This window comes from Parasphingorhabdus sp., from assembly GCF_049667325.1.
Taxonomy (GTDB): Bacteria; Pseudomonadota; Alphaproteobacteria; order Sphingomonadales; family Sphingomonadaceae; genus Parasphingorhabdus.
Map to the genome: position 1 here is coordinate 1 of NZ_JBATHY010000165.1, position 18,345 is coordinate 18,345.

Annotated in this window: 17 protein-coding genes, 1 tRNA gene and 1 pseudogene; 8 read left to right on the plus strand and 11 right to left on the minus strand. The window is 58.0% G+C overall.

Annotated features, from left to right (window positions below; genetic code table 11):
• The 3 genes and pseudogenes from WBM93_RS07460 to WBM93_RS07470 form a co-directional block, all read right to left on the minus strand.
• Nucleotides 1–773 (minus strand): annotated as a pseudogene (locus tag WBM93_RS07460) (cytochrome P450); the annotation flags it as partial.
• A gap of 115 nt (nucleotides 774–888) precedes the next feature.
• A complete protein-coding gene (locus WBM93_RS07465) occupies nucleotides 889–2,088 on the minus strand; it encodes an ABC transporter permease (RefSeq protein WP_424430295.1) in 1,200 nt (399 codons plus the stop codon).
• Nucleotides 2,085–3,047, minus strand: coding sequence for an ABC transporter ATP-binding protein (locus WBM93_RS07470; protein ID WP_424430298.1), 963 nt, complete (start codon nucleotides 3,045–3,047; stop codon nucleotides 2,085–2,087). Before WBM93_RS07470 ends, WBM93_RS07465 begins: the two co-directional genes overlap by 4 nt.
• A 44-nt stretch (nucleotides 3,048–3,091) precedes the next feature.
• Here WBM93_RS07470 and queG point away from each other — a divergent pair, with 44 nt between their 5' ends.
• Entirely contained in the window at nucleotides 3,092–4,147 is a 1,056-nt protein-coding gene (gene queG / locus WBM93_RS07475) for a tRNA epoxyqueuosine(34) reductase QueG (protein WP_424430300.1), read from the plus strand.
• Here queG and WBM93_RS07480 read toward each other — a convergent pair.
• Both WBM93_RS07480 and WBM93_RS07485 read right to left on the minus strand, forming a co-directional pair.
• Nucleotides 4,133–4,498: a hypothetical protein gene (locus WBM93_RS07480; RefSeq protein WP_424430303.1), complete on the minus strand. Its 366-nt coding sequence runs from the start codon at nucleotides 4,496–4,498 to the stop codon at nucleotides 4,133–4,135. The two genes, queG and WBM93_RS07480, sit on opposite strands and share 15 nt — an antisense overlap.
• 5 nt (nucleotides 4,499–4,503) lie before the next feature.
• Nucleotides 4,504–5,184, minus strand: a complete 681-nt coding sequence (locus WBM93_RS07485) for an EI24 domain-containing protein (RefSeq protein ID WP_424430306.1) — start codon at nucleotides 5,182–5,184, stop codon at nucleotides 4,504–4,506.
• Nucleotides 5,185–5,292: 108 nt separating this feature from the next.
• On the opposite strand from WBM93_RS07485, the gene WBM93_RS07490 reads away from it, so the two are divergent.
• Entirely contained in the window at nucleotides 5,293–6,291 is a 999-nt protein-coding gene (locus tag WBM93_RS07490) for an adenosine kinase (RefSeq protein WP_424430308.1), read from the plus strand.
• Here the strand turns inward: WBM93_RS07490 and WBM93_RS07495 are convergent, their stop codons facing one another.
• The 3 genes from WBM93_RS07495 to tsaD form a co-directional block, all read right to left on the minus strand.
• Complete coding sequence (locus tag WBM93_RS07495) at nucleotides 6,292–7,773, minus strand: lipopolysaccharide biosynthesis protein (protein ID WP_424430337.1); 1,482 nt, start codon at nucleotides 7,771–7,773, stop codon at nucleotides 6,292–6,294.
• 121 nt (nucleotides 7,774–7,894) lie between these two features.
• Entirely contained in the window at nucleotides 7,895–8,890 is a 996-nt protein-coding gene (locus WBM93_RS07500; protein WP_424430311.1) for an NAD(P)H-dependent glycerol-3-phosphate dehydrogenase, read from the minus strand.
• Nucleotides 8,887–9,921: a tRNA (adenosine(37)-N6)-threonylcarbamoyltransferase complex transferase subunit TsaD gene (tsaD, locus tag WBM93_RS07505; RefSeq protein WP_424430314.1), complete on the minus strand. Its 1,035-nt coding sequence runs from the start codon at nucleotides 9,919–9,921 to the stop codon at nucleotides 8,887–8,889. The genes WBM93_RS07500 and tsaD overlap by 4 nt, the downstream gene beginning before the upstream one ends.
• A gap of 44 nt (nucleotides 9,922–9,965) precedes the next feature.
• Between tsaD and hemC the strand changes: the two genes are divergently transcribed.
• From hemC to WBM93_RS07520, 3 genes are read left to right on the plus strand one after another with little or no spacing between them, the layout of a single operon-like run.
• Nucleotides 9,966–10,919 carry a hydroxymethylbilane synthase gene (gene hemC / locus WBM93_RS07510; protein WP_424430317.1) on the plus strand — a complete coding sequence of 318 codons (954 nt, stop codon included), beginning with the start codon at nucleotides 9,966–9,968 and terminating at the stop codon, nucleotides 10,917–10,919.
• Complete coding sequence (locus WBM93_RS07515) at nucleotides 10,916–11,602, plus strand: uroporphyrinogen-III synthase (protein WP_424430320.1); 687 nt, start codon at nucleotides 10,916–10,918, stop codon at nucleotides 11,600–11,602. The genes hemC and WBM93_RS07515 overlap by 4 nt, the downstream gene beginning before the upstream one ends.
• A gap of 46 nt (nucleotides 11,603–11,648) precedes the next feature.
• Nucleotides 11,649–12,617 carry a mitofilin family membrane protein gene (locus WBM93_RS07520; RefSeq protein ID WP_424430323.1) on the plus strand — a complete coding sequence of 323 codons (969 nt, stop codon included), beginning with the start codon at nucleotides 11,649–11,651 and terminating at the stop codon, nucleotides 12,615–12,617.
• Here WBM93_RS07520 and WBM93_RS07525 read toward each other — a convergent pair.
• The gene (locus tag WBM93_RS07525) at nucleotides 12,614–13,048 is read right to left on the minus strand and encodes an acyl-CoA thioesterase (RefSeq protein ID WP_424430326.1); all 435 of its coding nucleotides are present in this window, start codon (nucleotides 13,046–13,048) and stop codon (nucleotides 12,614–12,616) included. The genes WBM93_RS07520 and WBM93_RS07525 overlap by 4 nt on opposite strands.
• Nucleotides 13,045–15,111, minus strand: a complete 2,067-nt coding sequence (locus WBM93_RS07530; protein WP_424430329.1) for a S9 family peptidase — start codon at nucleotides 15,109–15,111, stop codon at nucleotides 13,045–13,047. The genes WBM93_RS07525 and WBM93_RS07530 overlap by 4 nt, the downstream gene beginning before the upstream one ends.
• Nucleotides 15,112–15,302: 191 nt before the next feature.
• Here WBM93_RS07530 and WBM93_RS07535 point away from each other — a divergent pair, with 191 nt between their 5' ends.
• Nucleotides 15,303–17,084, plus strand: coding sequence for an aminopeptidase P family protein (locus tag WBM93_RS07535; protein WP_424430339.1), 1,782 nt, complete (start codon nucleotides 15,303–15,305; stop codon nucleotides 17,082–17,084).
• A 57-nt stretch (nucleotides 17,085–17,141) separates the two neighbouring features.
• The gene (locus WBM93_RS07540; protein ID WP_424430332.1) at nucleotides 17,142–17,633 is read left to right on the plus strand and encodes an acyl-CoA thioesterase; all 492 of its coding nucleotides are present in this window, start codon (nucleotides 17,142–17,144) and stop codon (nucleotides 17,631–17,633) included.
• 2 nt (nucleotides 17,634–17,635) lie between these two features.
• Here the strand turns inward: WBM93_RS07540 and WBM93_RS07545 are convergent, their stop codons facing one another.
• On the minus strand, nucleotides 17,636–17,782 hold the full coding sequence (locus WBM93_RS07545; protein ID WP_424430335.1) for a hypothetical protein: 147 nt from the start codon (nucleotides 17,780–17,782) through the stop codon (nucleotides 17,636–17,638).
• A 131-nt stretch (nucleotides 17,783–17,913) separates the two neighbouring features.
• On the opposite strand from WBM93_RS07545, the gene WBM93_RS07550 reads away from it, so the two are divergent.
• A tRNA-Thr gene (locus WBM93_RS07550) sits at nucleotides 17,914–17,988 on the plus strand.
• Nucleotides 17,989–18,345: the final 357 nt, after the last annotated feature.

The window sequence follows — 18,345 nt, forward strand, 5'->3', positions numbered from 1 at the left end:
CGCATATGCTCCGAATGGATCATCATCGAGATAAGGTCCGGTGTCGGTTCCGCATCCACCCGTTCATTCCACAATTTGGTGAAATAGGCGCCCATTTCATAGAGAATCTGGCGGCGCTGATCGGTGAGATCTTCCGCAATCGACAATTCTACATCGCCAGCCCAGTCTGACCAATAGGTAAGCAGCCTGCGGTCTTCCCATGGAAACCCGAACAATATGGCGAGCATGCCGGTGGTGAGTTCGATCGATACCTTGTCGACCCAGTCGAATTTTTCATCCCACGGCAGGCTGTCGAGCACCTCCTCCGTGCGCTGGCGGATTTCGGCTTCCATACGCTTCATCTCTGTCGGCGTGAAAGCCGGAGCGACGGTGCGGCGCTGGCCGGTGTGTTTGGGCCGGTCCATCGCGATAAACATCGGCAGCTGAAAATCCTGATCAAATTCGGGATCGGCAATGGTGATGCCGCCATGGGAAACATCGGACGAATAGATGTCCGGAAGCGCCTCGACATGCTGGATGGGTTTGTAGGTGGTTATGTTCCAATAATCTCCGTGGACGCCCCCCTCGACCTTGTTGATCGGTGCCGTTGCCCGCATTTCGGCGAATGGCTTGCGCCATAGATCCTTGCTGTACAATTCTGCCCGGCTGACATCCCAGGGATTGGCATCGCTGTCCGCAACCGGAGGATTGCGCTTGTACCATCCTTCCAGGGCCTCATCGGCAGTGGGGGATGTGGTCAGATTATTGAGGTCGATTTGGGGAACGGATGCCATAGTTCTCTCCTGCCGTTGCCGGTTTCGGCAATCGGTTGCGTTTCAAAACCCGTTCAATCTGCCTCTATTGACAGCAATGTCAATGTCTTTTCGGCAAATGTCCTGAATTCCAAGACTATTTACCGGTCACTCTCGAGAGCAGGCTTTTTTTACGGGCGGCCTGTCCAGACTTCATTACGTTGCGGCGGAACAGCATCACCGAAAAGCGGATGATGATCATCGTGAAGACACCCTGCCAGACCAGCGCCAGTCCGTGCTGCCAGATATTGTCCATCTGGGCCGCGCGCGCGATCATCGCGAAAGGAGAACTGAACGGGAAGAGGACCGCGAACCATTCCATCGGTTCGCCCAATTTGGTGATCGCAGAATATGCGAGAAAGAAGACCAGCAATTGTCCCATGGTTACCGGCATGGACAAAGTTTGCACTTCGCGCACGGTGGTTGCCATCGCCCCGATTCCGAGGAACAGTGAACCCAACAGCAGATAGGCCATCGAAAAGTAGAGAACCATCAACAATGAGAATATCGGCCATCCGACTGCAGGCGAGGGCAATGCATTCCAGTTCCCGCCAACCAGAAGCGCCACCGAAAATCCGATGCTGCTCCACACTGCAATTCCGACCAGGGCCATGCCGAGCATCGCGAACAATTTACCGAGGAATATCGCATCCATGGGGATGGCGGCCGCCAGAATTTCGATGATCTTGTTTGTCTTTTCCTCGACCAAATTGGAAAGAACCATGCCTGCCAATATCATCGTCAGCAATATCAGGATCGCTTGACCCGCCTGTGCCGTCAGCAATTGATTCCGTTCGCTGGAGCTGCCGGTCTGACCAACAAATCTTGTTTCAAGGTCAACCGCAGTGTGCTGCGAAAGAGACGTCTCCGCCAGCAAGGCAATCTTTCCCTGCCATCGTTTGACGTCTCTTTCCGAACCCGTCAGCACAGGGGTAGCCAGTGTCCCGGAAACTATCGCGGTCAGTGCCTTCTCGCTGTTCAGTTTCGTGACAATGTCAGCCTCTTGCCCGGAAAAATCCTGCAGAATCACCAACTCCGGCAGGGTTTTCGAACCGAGACTCCGGGCGAGTCTCAATCGGGTCGCGAGCAATAAATCGGCTTCTTCAGCGCTTATGGCGACGCCAATCACAGGATTGTCTATATCCCGGGATACCTGCGATCCCAGCCCACCGGCGGCGACGCCAATTCCCAAGGGAAACAGGGGCCCCAGCAAAAAGAAAAAGAAGGACTTGGAAAATATGATCGCGGTGAAATCACGGCGGGCAATGACAAAGGCTGCGCGGATGATTTCGATCATGCGGTTTCCCCCAGATTGTTGGCCGCGGCATCGGCATCCATTTTCCGGGCTGCCGCTTCACCAGCGATCTGGACAAAGGCGTCGTGCAGGCCGGGTCGTTCGATTGACAGGGATTCGATGCCGGCCCCGCCTTCTACCAGCGCATGGAGCAAGGGCTCGACGCCGCTTTCCGGCAACGTGAAATGCCAGTTATGCCCCAGCGGCTGGCAGTCTGCGGGGATGGCCGTGCGCCAGGGACCGTCGAGATTGCGGGTTTCGAGATGCACTTGCGGACGCAGCCGGTCCCGCGCGGTTGAAACCTTGCCTTTGAACGGGATTTTTCCGTCGGCGATGATCGCGATTTCTTCGCACAGGCGCTCGGCGTGAGCGATCACGTGAGTCGAGAAAATGATCGTGACACCCTTGTCGGCCTGGGCCCGGATCAACCGCTCCAGCTTTCCCTGGTTGAGTGCGTCAAGACCGGAAAACGGCTCGTCCAGAATGATCAGATCGGGATCATGGACAAGCGTGCCGAGCAATTGCACGGTTTGAGCCATGCCCTTGGATAGCTGGCGAATCTGTTTGTCGGCTGCACCGCCAAGGCCATGATCTTCCATCATCGCGCGCCCGCGCTTGCGGCCTTCCGCCAGCGGCAACCCGCGCAGCGCGCCCATGAAGGCAATCGCGTCGAACGCTTTCATCGATTGATAGAGGCCGCGCTCTTCGGGGAGGTAGCCGACCTGATGCGCCATCGAAATCGGTTCCGGGGAGCCGAGCAGGAAACGCTCGCCTTCATCGGGGTCGATGATGCCAAGCAGTATCCGCAACGTCGTGGTTTTGCCCGCTCCGTTCGGACCCAATATCCCGAATATACTGCCTTTCCTGATCGTCAGGTCGATTCCGTCGACGGCGGCTTCGCCATCAAATCTCTTGACAATATTGCGGGCCTCGATGGCAAATTCGGAATGGGGCGCGTGCATTTACGGCTTTCATATCTGGCGGTAGTGTTTGATAGGGAAAGCCTATGCCGGATGACAAGTTAAGATTGGACAAAGCGCTTGAAAAAAAGGCGCAGGAGGAGGGATTCGCGGCGGTCGGCATCGCTCCGGGTCAATTGGCACCGAAAACGCAACAGCGCCTGAAGCAATGGCTCGCGGACGGCTGCCATGGCGACATGATCTGGATGGAGAGCCGGGCCGACGAACGGTCCGACCCGACCCATTTGTGGCCGGACGTCCGTTCGGTCATCATGCTGGGCATGAGCTATGCGCCAGGCAGCGATCCGTTTGCGCTGGCAGACGTGTCCGATCACGGCCGGATATCGGTCTATGCGCAGGGCAAGGATTATCATGATGTCGTGAAAGGCGCGCTCAAGCGGACCGCCCGCTGGCTGATCGAGCAGGCGGACTGCGAGGTGAAGGTATTTGTCGACACCGCGCCGGTGATGGAAAAACCGCTGGCAGAAGCCGCGGGCCTCGGCTGGCAGGGCAAGCATACCAATATCGTCAGTCGCGATCACGGCAGCTGGCTGTTCCTTGGCGCGATTTACACAACCCTGGACCTGCAGCCATCAACGCCGGGCAAGGACCGGTGCGGCAGCTGTTCGGCCTGTCAGGACATTTGTCCGACAGGAGCCTTTCCCGCACCCTATCAGCTTGATGCCCGGGCCTGCATTTCCTATCTGACGATCGAGCACAAAGGGCCCATCCCGCACAAATATCGCAAGGCGATGGGCAACCATATCTACGGCTGCGATGATTGTCTGGCGGTCTGTCCCTGGAACAAATTCGCCCAGGCGGGCGCGGCGAACAAGGCATTTCTGCCACGCGCCGAACTGGTTGCCCCGGCCTTGGCGGATATTCTGGCGCTCGACGATGCGAGCTTTCGTCAGGTTTTTTCGGGATCGCCGATCAAGCGTAGCGGTCGCGACCGGATGGTGCGTAATGCTCTTATTGCGGCGGGCAATAGCGGAGATGCCGCATTGATCGCGCCGGTTCAGGCACTTTTGGAGGATGGCGATGATGCGGTCCGCGAGGCGGCCGGCTGGGCGCTTGAAGAATTGGCGTCAGCGCAACCTTAGGGCATTGACGCAGCTGACCCGGTCGACTTCCGCGCCGTCACTACGCCGTGCGTCGATATGGGTAACTCTGCTGTCTCCTCCGTTCTCGGGTGGATAGAGATAGGCATCCAATATGCACGCACCACTGGCGAATTGGAGTTTCCTGGCCGGTGGTTCGGATATATCCAGCTGGGGGTTGCCGAACAGGCGGGTCAACTGCCCGGCAGTCTTGCCCATGACAATATCCAGTCCCGCCACCGATTTGAGTGGGGACGCCGGCGCAGCCGGCAGGCTTGTATTTTTGGTTGCCGTCGTCGAAGCGCAGGCAGCGAGTGCGGGCAGGCTAAGCAATATAAGAAATTTGGCTTTCATGCGGATCATATTTCCTTCTTCCGATGAACCAGATGGGTAGCCATAGCGGCTCCCAATAGCGGCGCAAGAAAATTGACAAAGGGAATCGCCAGCAGCAGCGCCGCGATCAATCCGAGCAAGAAACGCTCAAGCTTGGGCAGCGCCCACGATGCGTCGGGATTTTGAAAATCGGTGATATGGCGAGCGGCAACCATGTCCTGAAGATCGCGTCCCAGCAATATTGCATTGACCGCAAAAAAGGCGATCGGAGCGCCGATGCCGGTCACCAGCAGCACGGCATAGAGCGGCGCGGCGAGAATATTATAACCCAGCGCGCGCCCGACGGATGCGAACCCCATTTTAATGCCCAGCGCATAGCCCGGCGGTTTCGCGGTTTCCGCACGATCCGGATAATATCGCCGTTCTACGGCATCGACAATATCGTCTGAGAAGATGTTGAGCACAAAAATGGCGACAATCCGGAACAATAAGAGCCCGGTCAATATGGCGATGATCGCCGCAGCCGCTGCGGCGGCAAAGCCACCGCCGGTCCAGCCCAGCCAGGCAAAGAGCCAGACCAATCCGAAATATGCCGCCACCCCGAAAATGGCGAACAACAGGAGGCTCAGCAATATGACCTTTAGCAGAATCGCTAATATGGTCCGGTCGCCGAGCTGGGCGAGTGAGCGGGTGAACGCTTGAATCATGAGCGCTTCATGTCATGATTGCCCGTCCAGCGTCAATTCTACTTGATGGTAAAGGACCAAACCCCTAACGCACCCCCGAAGAAGCCAATCTGCTCCAGAAGGATTTTTATGACCACCGAAGCCCGTTATGATATCGTTGCCATCGGCAATGCGATTGTCGATGTAATCTCCCAGGCCAGCGACGATTTTCTCGATGAGGAGCAATTGGTCAAGGGCAGCATGGCCCTGATCGATGCCACGCGTGCGCAGGAGTTGTACCGCGATATGGGCCCTGCACGGGAAATCAGCGGTGGTTCAGGCGCCAACACGCTGGCCGGCGCGTCCACATTGGGGCGCCAATGCGCGCTGATCGCGCAAGTCGCTGACGATCAACTGGGTGAGGTCTTTGCCCATGATATTCGCGCCACGGGAATTGATTTCGACGTACCGCCGCTGGGCAAGGAGCCGCCGACCGCGCGTTGCCTGATTTTCGTCACGCCCGACGCGCAGCGGACAATGAACACTTTTCTCGGCGCATCGCAATTTTTGCCCCCGGCTGCCGTCGATGCCGACCTGATCGCCAGTGGCGCGATTCTCTATCTCGAAGGCTATTTGTGGGATGCTGCTGAACCCAAGGCTGCGATGGCGCTCGGGATCGAGATCGCGAAGGAAAACGACCGGATGGTTGCCTTCACCCTGTCCGACACATTTTGTGTGGAACGGCACCGGGCAGAATTTGTCGGTCTGATCGATGACGGCAAGATTGATATCCTGTTTGCCAATGAAACGGAAATCATGATGCTCGCCGAAACCGGAGATTTTGACGCTGCGGTGGCGGAAACGGCTGCCAAGGTCGAAACGCTGGTTGTTACGCGAAGCGAAAAAGGGGCGATTGCAGTCCGGGATGGCAAGACATACGCGGTTGCGGCTGAACCCGTGGGTCACATTGTCGACACGACCGGCGCCGGTGACCTTTTCGCTGCCGGTTTCCTCAGTGGTTATGTCGAACAGCGCCCGATGGAAGAATGTCTGACCATCGGCGCTATTGCGGCAGCCGAAGTGATCTCCCATTTTGGCGCCCGTCCGGAAGCGGATTTAGGTGAACTGGTCAAAGCCCGGTTCGGCTGATCAGCCTTTCATCTTGAACAATTTCCGGTCCTCCGGACCAAAGCCCCATTTCCAGATGACCCAGGCGTAGCTGCCGAGGATCAACGGAATGCCGACAATCAGTTCCGCCCATTCGGGCAGATATGTGGCGAGATAGCCGACGGCGCTTGCCACACCGACCGCAATCAGCAAGGTCCAGCGCCAACCGTTGACCGGCGCATCGAGCAGCTTGGACAGAAAGATTGCCTTAACCAACGAAGCATAAGCGAGCGCCACCATCAGGGCCGCCGCGACGGCTGCGGCCTGAAACATTGGTCCCAAGTCGAGAAACACGCAGATCTGGATGAAGGCGACGCTCAATGCCGCCTGTAGCAGCAGCATGGACAACGAGATCAGCAGGTTGCGGTGGCGTGCGATGTAGACCAGCGCTGATTCGCTGACCACGGCCGTCGCTGCCACAGCTTCGGCGGCCAGCAGGAAGGCAAGGGCGCCGGTCCCGCCAACGAAATTCGGACCAACCAAGCCCATCACGGCTTCCCCGGGGATTGCCAGCGCCAGGGCAATACCGACCTGTGCAGCGATGATCCAGAAACCGACCTGGCTGACCTGGCTGGCGATGGCTTTCAAATTTCCTGCCTCCAGATTGCGGGTAATGACAGGGCCGAGAATGGGATCGAAGCTGGTTTTGAGCTTCTGCGGGAGGCTCGCCACTTGCTGCGCGATATAATAGATCCCGACAATCGCCGGAGACGCAAACAGGCCGAGAATGGCCAAGTCCAGCCGGCGTGATCCCCATTCGGCGGCGTCGGCCGCGGCGAGCGGCATATTATGCCGGGCCATTCTTGCAATTTTCATCGGTTTCGGTCGCCAGCCACGCGGCAGACCGTAACTTTTGAAGAAGGGCCATAGCGATGCCAGCAACGCGGCGATCATCGATACGACATAGGAGAGGATCAGGCCATCGCGGAGCGAGTAATAAGAAAAGAGAAATGCGGCGATGCTGATCGCCCAGGGCTCCACGATCGACCGGGCGCGGACCGTTGATGCAATGTCAAAGCGATAGGCGAGGGCCGCCAAGGCGATATCGGCTCCCACGACGGTAAATATGACGAGCGGCAAAAACCGGTCGAGACCGTTGATTTCGCTATTGGGAAACATGATGAACGGAAAAGCGATGAGCATCGCCGCCGCGACTGCAGATGCCAGAAAACTGACCAGCAGACCATCCCAGACAACATGGACATGGGGCCGTTTTGTTTTGCTGAGCTGGGCTGCCAATCCTCGTTTGAGACCGAGGGTGGCAAGCTGCGCTGCGAATTCGACCACAAGGATTGCATAAGCAAAGCGGCCGAGTGCTTCTGCTCCATATATCCGGCCGGCGATGAAGAGAAACGGCAGGCGCGCGGCGAGGCGCAGCAGAAAGCCAAAAATATTGGTCCGTCCGCCCTTGGCCAGCGCGGCAATATCATCTTTGCTCTTTTCAACCGAAGGTTCGGCTTCCAACGGTGTTGCACCAGCCGTGCCTGATGTTTCAGGACTGTTCAAATTGCTCTCCGGCTGGCCCGCTCCAGGGAAAGCTGTCTATAGCAGTTTCGGGATTTTGTCATCATCATGCCTTGCGGGCCTATCTGCGTTCAGAAACCAGCGGCCTTTTCATGAGCTGCGTGACCACAGACTGAACATCAGCCTCGCCGGTCAGCAAGGCGCAAACAGCGTCGACTATAGGCATATCGACCTGGCGCGCCTTCGCATCCTGCTGAAGGACGGGTGCGGTCGAGGCACCTTCCGCGACCGTTGTCCGGTCCGACAAAAGCGTGGCGGCCGATTGACCTTCTCCCAATCCCTTGCCGAGCGAGAAATTACGCGAACTGGTTGAGGAGCAAGTGAGCACCAGGTCACCCAGCCCGCACAATCCGGATAGGGTGTCTGAACGAGCGCCGCGCGCCGCTCCATAGCGGAGCATTTCGGCAAAGCCGCGACTGATCAACGACGCGCGCGCATTTTGACCGAGACCGGCCCCGTCGACCACGCCGCACCCTATCGCGAGCACATTCTTTACCGCGCCGCCAATTTCCGCGCCTGCCACATCGTCGGAATAATAAGGCCGAAAGCTTGTTTTTGCGATTAACGGGTTCAGCCGATCCCATAACGCTTCGCTTTCGCACGCCAGCGTCAAGGCGGTCGGCAGACCCTGTGCGACCTCATGGGCAAAGGTCGGTCCCGACAAAATTGCGAGCGCGTTGTCCGGCCGCACTTGCTTGGCGACCTCGCTCAACAGCATCTGGGTCTGCGCCTCGATACCCTTGCAGCACAATATCAGGGTAGCGTCTGAACCCGGGAGTGCCTCGAGGCTGGTGCGCAGATGTTGTGCTGGTGTTACGAGCAGCAGCACATCGCAGGCCGCGATCGCGCCCTCATCGTGCGTCGCACGGATATTGTCGCGTAGCCGGTAGCCGGGAAGGAAGGATTTATTCTCGTGATGCTCGTTGATCTGTTCGACGACTTCGGATTCGCGAGCCCACAACAGGAGTTCCTCTTGCCCCTCGGATAAAACCTGCGCCAGTGCCGTGCCCCATGCACCCGCGCCAACGACGCCGATTCTCGCCTTGGCCCCGGTCATGCCTTCACCCCCGCACCGCGCGCTTTTTCAGCAGTCGGATCAAGCGGCCAGCGTGGCCGGGCAACAAAATCCAGTGAATCGGTCAGACCCGCCTCATGCCGTTCGGCTCCTGCCCAGGCGATCATTGCGGCATTGTCGGTGCAAAGCCAGTTGGGTGGGGCGGTAAAGGCCATATCATGATCTTCCGCGACCCGTTCGAGCATGGTGCGTATCGGTCCGTTGGCGGCGACCCCGCCAGCCACCACAAGATGTCCGCAGCTGCCATGGTCCTGGACCGCCTTTTCGAGCCGGTCGCGCAAGCAATCGACGACCGCTTGCTGAAATGAGGCTGCAATATCTTCAGGCTTGTGTTCTCCGCTTTGATAGGCGCGTACCACCGCACTTTTCAGGCCGGCAAAGGAGAAATGTGGTTCGCGGGACCGGATCAGCGGGCGGGGCAGGCGAACCGCGCCCGGATCACCTTCCCGCGCCAGGGCTTCGACTTTTGGTCCGCCGGGATAGCCGAGACCCAATATTTTGGCGGTCTTGTCAAAGGCCTCGCCCGCTGCATCGTCGATGGTGGTGGCCAGTCGCCGGTATTGACCGACGCCTTCAACGCGCAGGATCTGGCAATGACCGCCGGACACCAATAGCAGTAGATAGGGAAAGTCGAGATCCGGATTGACCAGTCTTGGGGACAGCGCGTGGCCTTCGAGATGATTGACGGCAATCAGTGGCTTGCCCGCTGCCATCGCGAGTGCCTTGCCCGTGACCAGCCCGACCATCACCCCGCCAATCAGGCCAGGACCTGCGGTCGCGGCGATCGCATCGACATCATCGAGCGATTTTCCGGCTTCTTCCAGGGCGGCTGCGATCAGCGGCGTCAGAATCTCGGCATGGGCGCGGGCCGCGATTTCGGGAACGACTCCGCCAAAGGGGGCATGTTCTGCTTCCTGGCCAGCCAATTTGTGCGACAATATCTCGCGATCAGACGTGACTAGCGCGGCTGCCGTTTCGTCGCAGCTGGATTCAATTCCCAAGATCAGACTCATGACGCTTTTACTTAAGCGCTCAAGCCATTAGGACAAGCGCTATCATGAGCAAAGACTCCGAAAAAGATATTCTGGCCGGACTGGATCGGCCTCTGCGGATCGGAACACGCCAATCGCCGCTGGCGTTGGCGCAAGCCACTATGGCCGCGAATGCGCTTCTATCGATCCATGGCTGGCGACCGGATCAGGTAGAACTGGTGCCGATGATCGCCAGCGGCGACAAGATCCAGGATCGCGCGTTGGCTGAAATCGGTGGCAAGGCGTTGTGGACCAAAGAACTGGATCGCGCGCTTGCCAATGGCGAAATCGACTGCGCGGTGCATAGTATGAAGGATGTCGAAACTATCCGGCCCGGAGAGTTCATTCTCGCGGCGATACTGGAGCGTGCGGATTTCCACGATCGGCTGATCGGAGCGGAGTCAATCGAGGCCCTGGCGCAACGCGCCATTGTGGGCACCGCGTCGCCCCGTCGCAAAGCACAGCTTTTGCGGCAAAGAAAAGATCTCGATATCCGCTTGATCCGCGGCAACGTGCAAAGCCGGCTGCATAAAATAAATACCGGTGAATATGACGCTACTCTGCTTGCCGCCGCCGGCCTGATCCGGCTGGATATGGAGGATGTCGGAAGCGATATCTCTGATGCGATCATGCTGCCGGCTCCCGCGCAAGGTGCTATCGGTATCGAAGCGCGGTCCGATGACAGTCATGTCCGGCGCTTGATGCACGCGATATCATCGATCAATACATTCCGTGCGGTAACCGCCGAACGCCTGTTTTTGGAGCGATTGACCGCCAATTGCCACAGTCCGGTTGCGGCAATGGCGACGATAGACGGAGCGAGTGTTCATTTGCGCGCTGAAATTTTGATGCCGGACGGATCAGAGTTCGTCGATGGAGAATCCAGTTTCAACACCGGGGATGTTTCCGCGCCGGGTATATTGGCAGACACATTGCTTGGACAGGCGAGTGCGGAGCTAAAGGCTGTCTTTGGCAGATGACCCCCAAGTTGCTGATTCTTCGGCCGCTCGACGGGGCGTTGCGAACCGAACGACGAGCGAAGGATCTGGGTTTGCCGGTGGTTGTGGATCCGCTGTTCACTGTCGAGTCAGTCGCCTGGTCCGGTCCGGCGGTTAGGGATTTCGATGCGCTGCTGCTGACCAGCGCCAACGCGATACGGTTTGGCGGGGCCAGACTCGATGCCTATCGATCCTTGCCCGTGCTGGCGGTTGGCAAAAAGACGGCCGCAGCGGCAGAGAATGCGGGTTTTCGGGTTGAAAGAACCGGCAAAACCTGCGCACGCAACTTGCTGCAAGAGCTGGAAGATACCCTGTATCGAAACATATTGTGGCTGGCGGGTGATCAACATACCGACCTTTGTTCGGTTGTTCAGCAGTTGGAAATCGTGCCCGTCTACCGATCGAACGCCATTCCGCTGGGCGAGCGCGCAAAAAACTGTCTTGACGAGGATGCCGTCGTCCTGCTGCATTCGGCCCGTGCTGCGAGACATTTTGTCGCGGAAATGGATCGATTGCGTTTGCCCAAAGGCAGACATCATGTGCTGGCTTTTTCCACAAAGGTGGCCGAAGCGGCCGGAACGGGATGGAAAAGCGTTCAAACCACCGACCATCCGGACGACGACGCTTTACTGTCTTTGGCGAGCGCACTATGCCAGTCAACTTGACAGATTTCGGCTCTTCCTGTGGCCGGATTGAAGAAAAGGAGCCGGAATGAGCCGGGATTACGAACGGGTTTCGCCATCAGCTGGCAAAAGCAACCTGACGCGCAATGTATTGATATTGATGGTCGTGGCCTTCATTGGCGGCGCTATCCTGACCGGATGGATCTTGTCCCGCTACAATCCCTTCGACAGCAAGACGGATACGGAAATAGCCGCGGTTGCCAATGGAGATCAAGCGGCAGCAACCGCTCCGGATCCGGCGACCGCCCTGGCCAACCGGATCGATGCGGATGGCAGCGTTCTGCCGGCACCAGCGCAATCGACAGAAGCTAGCGGTCCGGCGCTGACACCCGAACTCGAGCGCGCGCTCGCGGCGCGCGTTTCCGATCTGGAGGACCGTTTGTCGCGAATCAATGTTCAGGCTCAGGCCGCATCGGGCAATGCTGCCCGGGCGGAGGGGCTGTTGATCGCATTTGCCGCGCGCCGCGCGCTGGATCGCGGATCGCCGCTCGGCTATATTGAGGCCCAATTGCGTCTTCGCTTTGGTGATGCGCAGCCCAAGGCGGTCACGACGATTGTCAACGCCTCGCGTCAACCGGTGACACTGGAAGCGCTGGAGGCAGGACTGGATGAAATCGGGCCGGCGCTGACGTCCGGCTCGGGCGATGTGGGCTTCTGGAAAGAATTCCAGCGGGAATTGTCCGATCTGTTCGTAATCCGTCGCCAGGGAACGCCTTCCCCGGCACCGGAACAGCGGTTGTTGCGGGCGAAGCGTTATCTCGAAACCGGCAATGTAGATGCTGCCATTGCGGAAATCGAGAAACTGGCCGGACTCGAGAAAGACGAAGACGCGTCGATATGGATGGAAAAGGCGCGGCGCTATAATGAAGCGCGGCGGGCGCTGGACGTCATTGAAACAGCGGCTATTCTGGAGCCGCAGCAGTTGCGGACCGCGGAAGGAGAACGGGTAGATCAACCTTCACCACTGGCTCCGTCCACGCCAATACCGGCTCCTTAATTTTTCAGGAAAAGCTCGGCGAGTTCTGATGGCACGCGAACCGCGCGGCCCTTTGCCTGATCGATGAGCGCCCAGTTGGTCTTTGCCGCCACGACTATCTTGCCGCCGGCATCGGAAAAGCTGCTGTTGCGCCAGAACCGTGCGCCCTTGGGCGGATCCGCAATCCAAGTCCGGCCGGTCACTTCCGCGCCGACCCCGACATTTCCGCGATAGTCGATCTCGTGCCGGGTCACGACCCAGATATAGCGATCAATCGCGTCCTGAGGCGCAGCCGCATTCCAGTGAGCCGTCGCCAAATCCTGAATCCAGCGCACCCAGACTGCGTTATTGACGTGGCCGAGCTCGTCGATGTCCTCGGGTTGGGCGGTGATCGCCAGAGAGAAACCTGATTCCGCGTCGATTTGAGGGGAAGGATCGCTTTCGTTTCTCACTCAGACACGCCCATTTGCCAGAGAATGAAGGCGAATTCCTCCGCGGTTTCTTCCAGCGCATTCCATCGGCCCGACTTGCCGCCATGGCCGGCTCCCATATTGGTCTTGAGCAGCAGGATATTCTCGTCTGTCTTGGTTGCGCGCAACTTGGCCGCCCATTTGGCGGGCTCCCAATAGGTCACGCGGGGATCGTTGAGCCCGCCGGTAATCAGCATCGGCGGATAATCCTGCGCGCTCACCTGATCATATGGGGAGTAGCTGCGGATATATTCAAAGGCCGTCTTGTCGGTGATGGGATTGCCCCATTCCGGCCATTCGCCGGGGGTCAGCGGCAGGCTTTCGTCCTGCATCGTGTTGAGCACATCGACAAAGGGCACATGGGCGACAATCGTACCCCAGAGATCGGGGTCGCTGTTGACGATCGCGCCCATCAACTCGCCGCCCGCCGACCCGCCGGAAGCTGTGATCCGGCCCTTGGCCGTATAGCCTTTGTCGGCCAATCCCTTGGCGACATCGACAAAATCGTTGAAAGTGTTGGTCCGCTGCATCAGCTTGCCTTGCAGATACCAGTTGCGCCCCAGATCATCGCCGCCGCGGATATGGGCAATCGCATAGACAAAGCCGCGATCGACGAGCGACAATCGGGCAGTCGAGAAACTTGGCGGCACGGCATAGCCATAAGCGCCATAGGAATAGAGGTGAAGCGGAGCGCTACCGTCTAGTTTGGTGCCATTTTTGTAGACCAGGGAGACTGGAACCATTGCGCCGTCGCGGGCTTTGATGGTCAGACGTTCGGTGGTGTACTGGCTGGCGTCATAGCCGGATGGAATTTCCTGAACCTTCAGCGTTTCGAGCTTTTTGTCGGCCAATGTGTAATCATAGACCGTATCCGGCGTGACCATCGATTCATAGCCCAGCCGCAGCTTGCCGACATCATATTCCGGATTGTCTTCGAGACCGGCATTGTAGCTGGCTTCCGGAAAGGCGATGCGCTCGACCTTCGCCGGATCGGTATAGGAACGGATTTCGACCTGATCGAGGCCGTTTTCACGGCCCTCGGTTACATAAAAATCCTTGAATGCTGTCATGTCGGTCAGGTAAAATGCATCCGATCCGGCAATCAGCGTCGTCCAGTTACCCGGCTCGTCCAGCGATGCGGTGGCGAGCCGGAAGTTCACATGATCATCATTGGTCAGGATATAGAGCTTGTCGTCATGCTCCTCGACTGAATATTCGCGGCCCTTTTTGCGGGGCGATATGAGCAGTTGTTCTGCCGTCGGATTGTCAGTCGGGACCAGCCGTACTTCGCTGGTTTCATTGTCGCCGGTGGCGATTACGATGAATTTTTCCGAATGGGTCAGGCCGATGCCGACGGTGAAACCGTCCTGATTTTCTTTGTACAATTCGATATCGTCATTGGGGTCGCTGCCGATCGCATGCATGCGCGCATTATCGGTCCGCCAGTTGTCATTGGCCAAACCATAAAGCAGGTTCTTCGAATCCGCTGACCAGACCAGGCTGGACAGGGTGCCGGGAATGACGTCGGCCAGCATTTTACCGGTTTCGAGATTTTTGACCCGTGCCTCAAACCGCTCGCCACCGGTATCATCGACCGAAAAAGCCATTAATTTGCCATTCGGACTAACCGACATCGCGCCGAGGCGGAAATAGTCCTTGTCCTTGGCCAGTGCATTTTCGTCGAGGATCAGCTGGTCGGCACCACCGGATACAGACTTGCGATAATGCTGCTTATATTGCATGCCTTCTTCGAACTTGGCCCAGTAAATCCAGTCGCCATCTTTTTGCGGTACCGAGCTTTCATCCTCTTTGATCCGCGCCTTCATTTCCGCGAACAGCGATTTGGTCAAGGCTTTCTGCCCCGCCATATTCTGTTCGAACCACTGGTTTTCCGCTTTCAGATAATCGAGGACATCTTCGTCATCGACCACAGGATAGCCCTGATCCTTCAGCCAGTGATAGGGGTCGTTGACGCTATAGCCGTGGCGCTGGTAACTGTGGGGCCGCTGCTCGGCGACCGGAGGTTTTTCCATTTTTTTTGTCATGGTCTCTTCTGTTTCGGATTGAGCGAGTGCGGGCGCTGACTATGGGGCAGGGGCCAGAATAGCAGCGATCACCAGCGGTAAAAATATCGGTTTCATATCGCCTCTCGTCAGGGAATTGGGTGGCGGAAATCGTCCGAAACACCTATGTGTTTGCTAGATAGCTAATTCAAGGAGTTTCGCAGCCGATGTTGATGTCCACCTATGAAGCAAGGCTTGCAGCCGTGCGCGAGCAAATGGCGAAAGACGGGCTTGAAGGATTCGTTGTTCCGATCTGTGACGAGCATATGAGCGAATATGTTGGCGAATATGCACAAAGGCTGGGCTGGCTGACCGGTTTCGGCGGCTCGGCCGGTTCGGCTATTGTGCTGGGCGACAAGGCGGCGATGTTTATCGATGGACGCTATGTCGTGCAGGTCCGTGACCAGGTCGACGGAAAACTCTACGAATATGTCAATGTAGCGGATCAAAAGCCGCATGAATGGCTTGCCGCCAATGCGTCGAAAGGCTCCAAAATCGGCTATGACGGCTGGCTGCACACCCGTGAATGGGCTGAAACGGCAAGCAAGGCGCTGACCAAGTCCGGCGCGGAACTGGTTGCCGTAAAAAACAATCCGATCGACGCGGTCTGGGAAGATCAGCCGCAGCGGTCTCCGGAAAAACTGGCGGTCCATGGCGATCAATATGCCGGCAAATCGGCGCGGGACAAGCGTGGCGATGTGGCCAAATGGCTAAACGACAAAGGCTATGACGCGACCGTCATAGCCGCGCTGGATTCCGTGGCCTGGTTCTTCAATGTCCGCGGCAGGGATATCGCCAACACGCCGGTACCGCTGGCTTATGCGATTGTACGGGCCGATGAAACGGCGACCCTGTTTGTCGCATCAGAAAAACTGACCGACGCGGTGCGCGAACATCTCGGCAACCATGTCGAGGTCCGCGACTATGATGAACTGGCCAGTGCCCTGTCGGATATGGCTGGCAAAACGGTTGCGGTCGATCCCGAGCGGTCCGTTGCCGCGATTTTTGCCGCGCTCGACAAAGCCGGCGCCACGATCGTCAAGGATCGCGATCCGACCATTCTCGCCAAGGCGATCAAGAATGAAACCGAAATAGCCGGTCACAAGTCGGCGCAGAAGCGCGACGGCGCGGCGCTGACCAAATTCCTGCACTGGATGGCGAACGAAGCGCCCAAGGGCGGGCTGGATGAATTGTCGGCCGCGGCGCGGCTGCGCAAGTTCCGCGAAGAAAATCCGGAACTGAAGGACCTCTCCTTCCGCACGATTTCTGCCGCCGGTGATCATGGCGCGCTGCCCCATTATAGCGTGAACGAGGAAACCAACCAGCCGGTCGAGATGAACTCGCTTTATCTAGTGGATAGCGGCGGACAATATCTCGACGGCACCACCGATGTGACGCGGGTGGTCGCGGTCGGCGAACCGACTGCGGAAATGCGCAAGCGCTATACCCAGGTCCTGCAGGGCCATATCGCTCTCGATCAGGCGGTGTTTACCAAGGGCACGACCGGAGGACAGCTCGACATATTGGCGCGCCAGTATCTCTGGGCCGATGGCGTCGATTATGGCCACGGCACCGGCCACGGCGTCGGCAGCTATCTGTCGGTACACGAAGGGCCGCAGCGGATCGCCAGCTTCGGCGGCATGAACGAGGCGCTGCAGCCCGGCATGATCCTGTCCAACGAACCCGGCTATTACAAGGCCGGCGAATATGGCATCCGGATCGAGAATCTTTTCCTTGTCGAAGAGCGGGTCATTGAAGGGGGCGAACAGACCATGCTCGGCTTCGAGACGCTGACCTTCGCGCCGCTCGAACGCAAGCTGATCGACGTCGCCATGCTCTCGCAAAACCAGCGTCAATGGGTCGATGACTATCATGCCAAGGTGCGTGCCGTGATTGCGCCGCAGCTGGACGGCGATGCGCTGGAATGGCTGGAAGCGCAAACCGCGCCGCTCTGACCGGGTTGACGGCAAAGCCGGTTGACAGGCCAGCGATGCTCGGCAAAGAACCGCCGCATGACGGAACAGAAAAATCCCCGTGACGGCTTTCGCCTGATCACTCCGCTGCGGGTGCGCTATGCCGAATGCGATTTGCAGGGCATTGTCTTCAACGCCCATTATCTGGCCTTTGCCGATGTCGGTATGACCGAATATATGCGAGCGCTCATGGCGGAAAACGGGCCGCGCGACAAAGTGGATATGCTCGGCGGTTTCATGCAGCATTTTGGTGGCGACAACTGGGTGCGGCACGCCGACGTGGATTATCGCGCATCGGCAAGGGCCGATGATATGCTCGACATCGCTGTGCGGATCACCCGCTTCGGCCGGACCAGCTATGCGTTGCTGGTGCACATTCTTCGCGGAGAGGAGCTCCTCAATGTGGTCAAGCTTACCTATGTCTGGTTTGACCCGGCGACCGATCAGGTCGCGCCGGTGGCCGCGAAATTCATCGAGGCGGTCAGCGATTTCGAGATCATCAGGCCGGAACGGGCGGTAGTGAACGTCTAGGATTACGGCTTGGCGTCGGAATCGCCGGGCGTCATTTGTTTTGCCTGTGCCTTGCGGAGACGCAAATTGGCGCGCAGCTGCTCGGCGAGGCGCGCGGCTTTCTCGCTTTCCTTGCGCAATTTTTCCGATTTTGGCTGGGGTTTTGGCATAGCGTCTGATTGCATTATCCTATGAAAAACGCAACTCCGCTTGACAAGATGGTAACCATTTGGTCTTAGCCCCTCGGTTCGGTGGAAACCGCCCGACGCGGCGGCTATCACCAGCGCATCAAAATGGTCCGGCTGCTGTAGCTCAGTGGTAGAGCGCGTCATTGGTAATGACGAGGTCGAGAGTTCAATTCTCTCTAGCAGCACCACCATTTTTCCCACATTTCACCGTCTCTGTGCCACGCCCCTACGGGCGAAAATAGTCTCTAAATATCAGGGAGTTACTGGTAGTTGGTTTGCTGCTTCGGTCCCCAGAGACCGTTTGGCACCGGCGATACCGGGGTAAAATGGTCAATGATCTCGATGGCCCGAAACGCTGGGACGAGATGCACTTTCAGATTTTGATGATTTTGGGGTTTAGTTGAACCCAAGCATGGCACGCTGTGCCATCCAACAGAGTGGCATGTTGCCGATACGCAGGATCTTGCGTCCGGTGAGGTTCATAGGCTGAGTTCCATCTATGATCGCCGAAATAATATCGGGAGCCAGATAGCTCAGTCGGGTTA

Coding starts and splice junctions, on each gene's coding strand:
- WBM93_RS07520 (WP_424430323.1), top strand. CDS start 11,649: ATGAGCCGGGATTACGAACGGGTTTCGCCATCAGCTGGCAAAAGCAAC.
- WBM93_RS07500 (WP_424430311.1), bottom strand. CDS start 8,890: ATGACCGGGGCCAAGGCGAGAATCGGCGTCGTTGGCGCGGGTGCATGG.
- WBM93_RS07465 (WP_424430295.1), bottom strand. CDS start 2,088: ATGATCGAAATCATCCGCGCAGCCTTTGTCATTGCCCGCCGTGATTTC.
- queG (WP_424430300.1), top strand. CDS start 3,092: ATGCCGGATGACAAGTTAAGATTGGACAAAGCGCTTGAAAAAAAGGCG.
- tsaD (WP_424430314.1), bottom strand. CDS start 9,921: ATGAGTCTGATCTTGGGAATTGAATCCAGCTGCGACGAAACGGCAGCC.
- WBM93_RS07530 (WP_424430329.1), bottom strand. CDS start 15,111: ATGACAAAAAAAATGGAAAAACCTCCGGTCGCCGAGCAGCGGCCCCAC.
- WBM93_RS07540 (WP_424430332.1), top strand. CDS start 17,142: ATGACGGAACAGAAAAATCCCCGTGACGGCTTTCGCCTGATCACTCCG.
- WBM93_RS07485 (WP_424430306.1), bottom strand. CDS start 5,184: ATGATTCAAGCGTTCACCCGCTCACTCGCCCAGCTCGGCGACCGGACC.
- WBM93_RS07490 (WP_424430308.1), top strand. CDS start 5,293: ATGACCACCGAAGCCCGTTATGATATCGTTGCCATCGGCAATGCGATT.
- WBM93_RS07535 (WP_424430339.1), top strand. CDS start 15,303: ATGTCCACCTATGAAGCAAGGCTTGCAGCCGTGCGCGAGCAAATGGCG.
- WBM93_RS07545 (WP_424430335.1), bottom strand. CDS start 17,782: ATGCCAAAACCCCAGCCAAAATCGGAAAAATTGCGCAAGGAAAGCGAG.
- WBM93_RS07470 (WP_424430298.1), bottom strand. CDS start 3,047: ATGCACGCGCCCCATTCCGAATTTGCCATCGAGGCCCGCAATATTGTC.
- hemC (WP_424430317.1), top strand. CDS start 9,966: ATGAGCAAAGACTCCGAAAAAGATATTCTGGCCGGACTGGATCGGCCT.
- WBM93_RS07515 (WP_424430320.1), top strand. CDS start 10,916: ATGACCCCCAAGTTGCTGATTCTTCGGCCGCTCGACGGGGCGTTGCGA.
- WBM93_RS07480 (WP_424430303.1), bottom strand. CDS start 4,498: ATGAAAGCCAAATTTCTTATATTGCTTAGCCTGCCCGCACTCGCTGCC.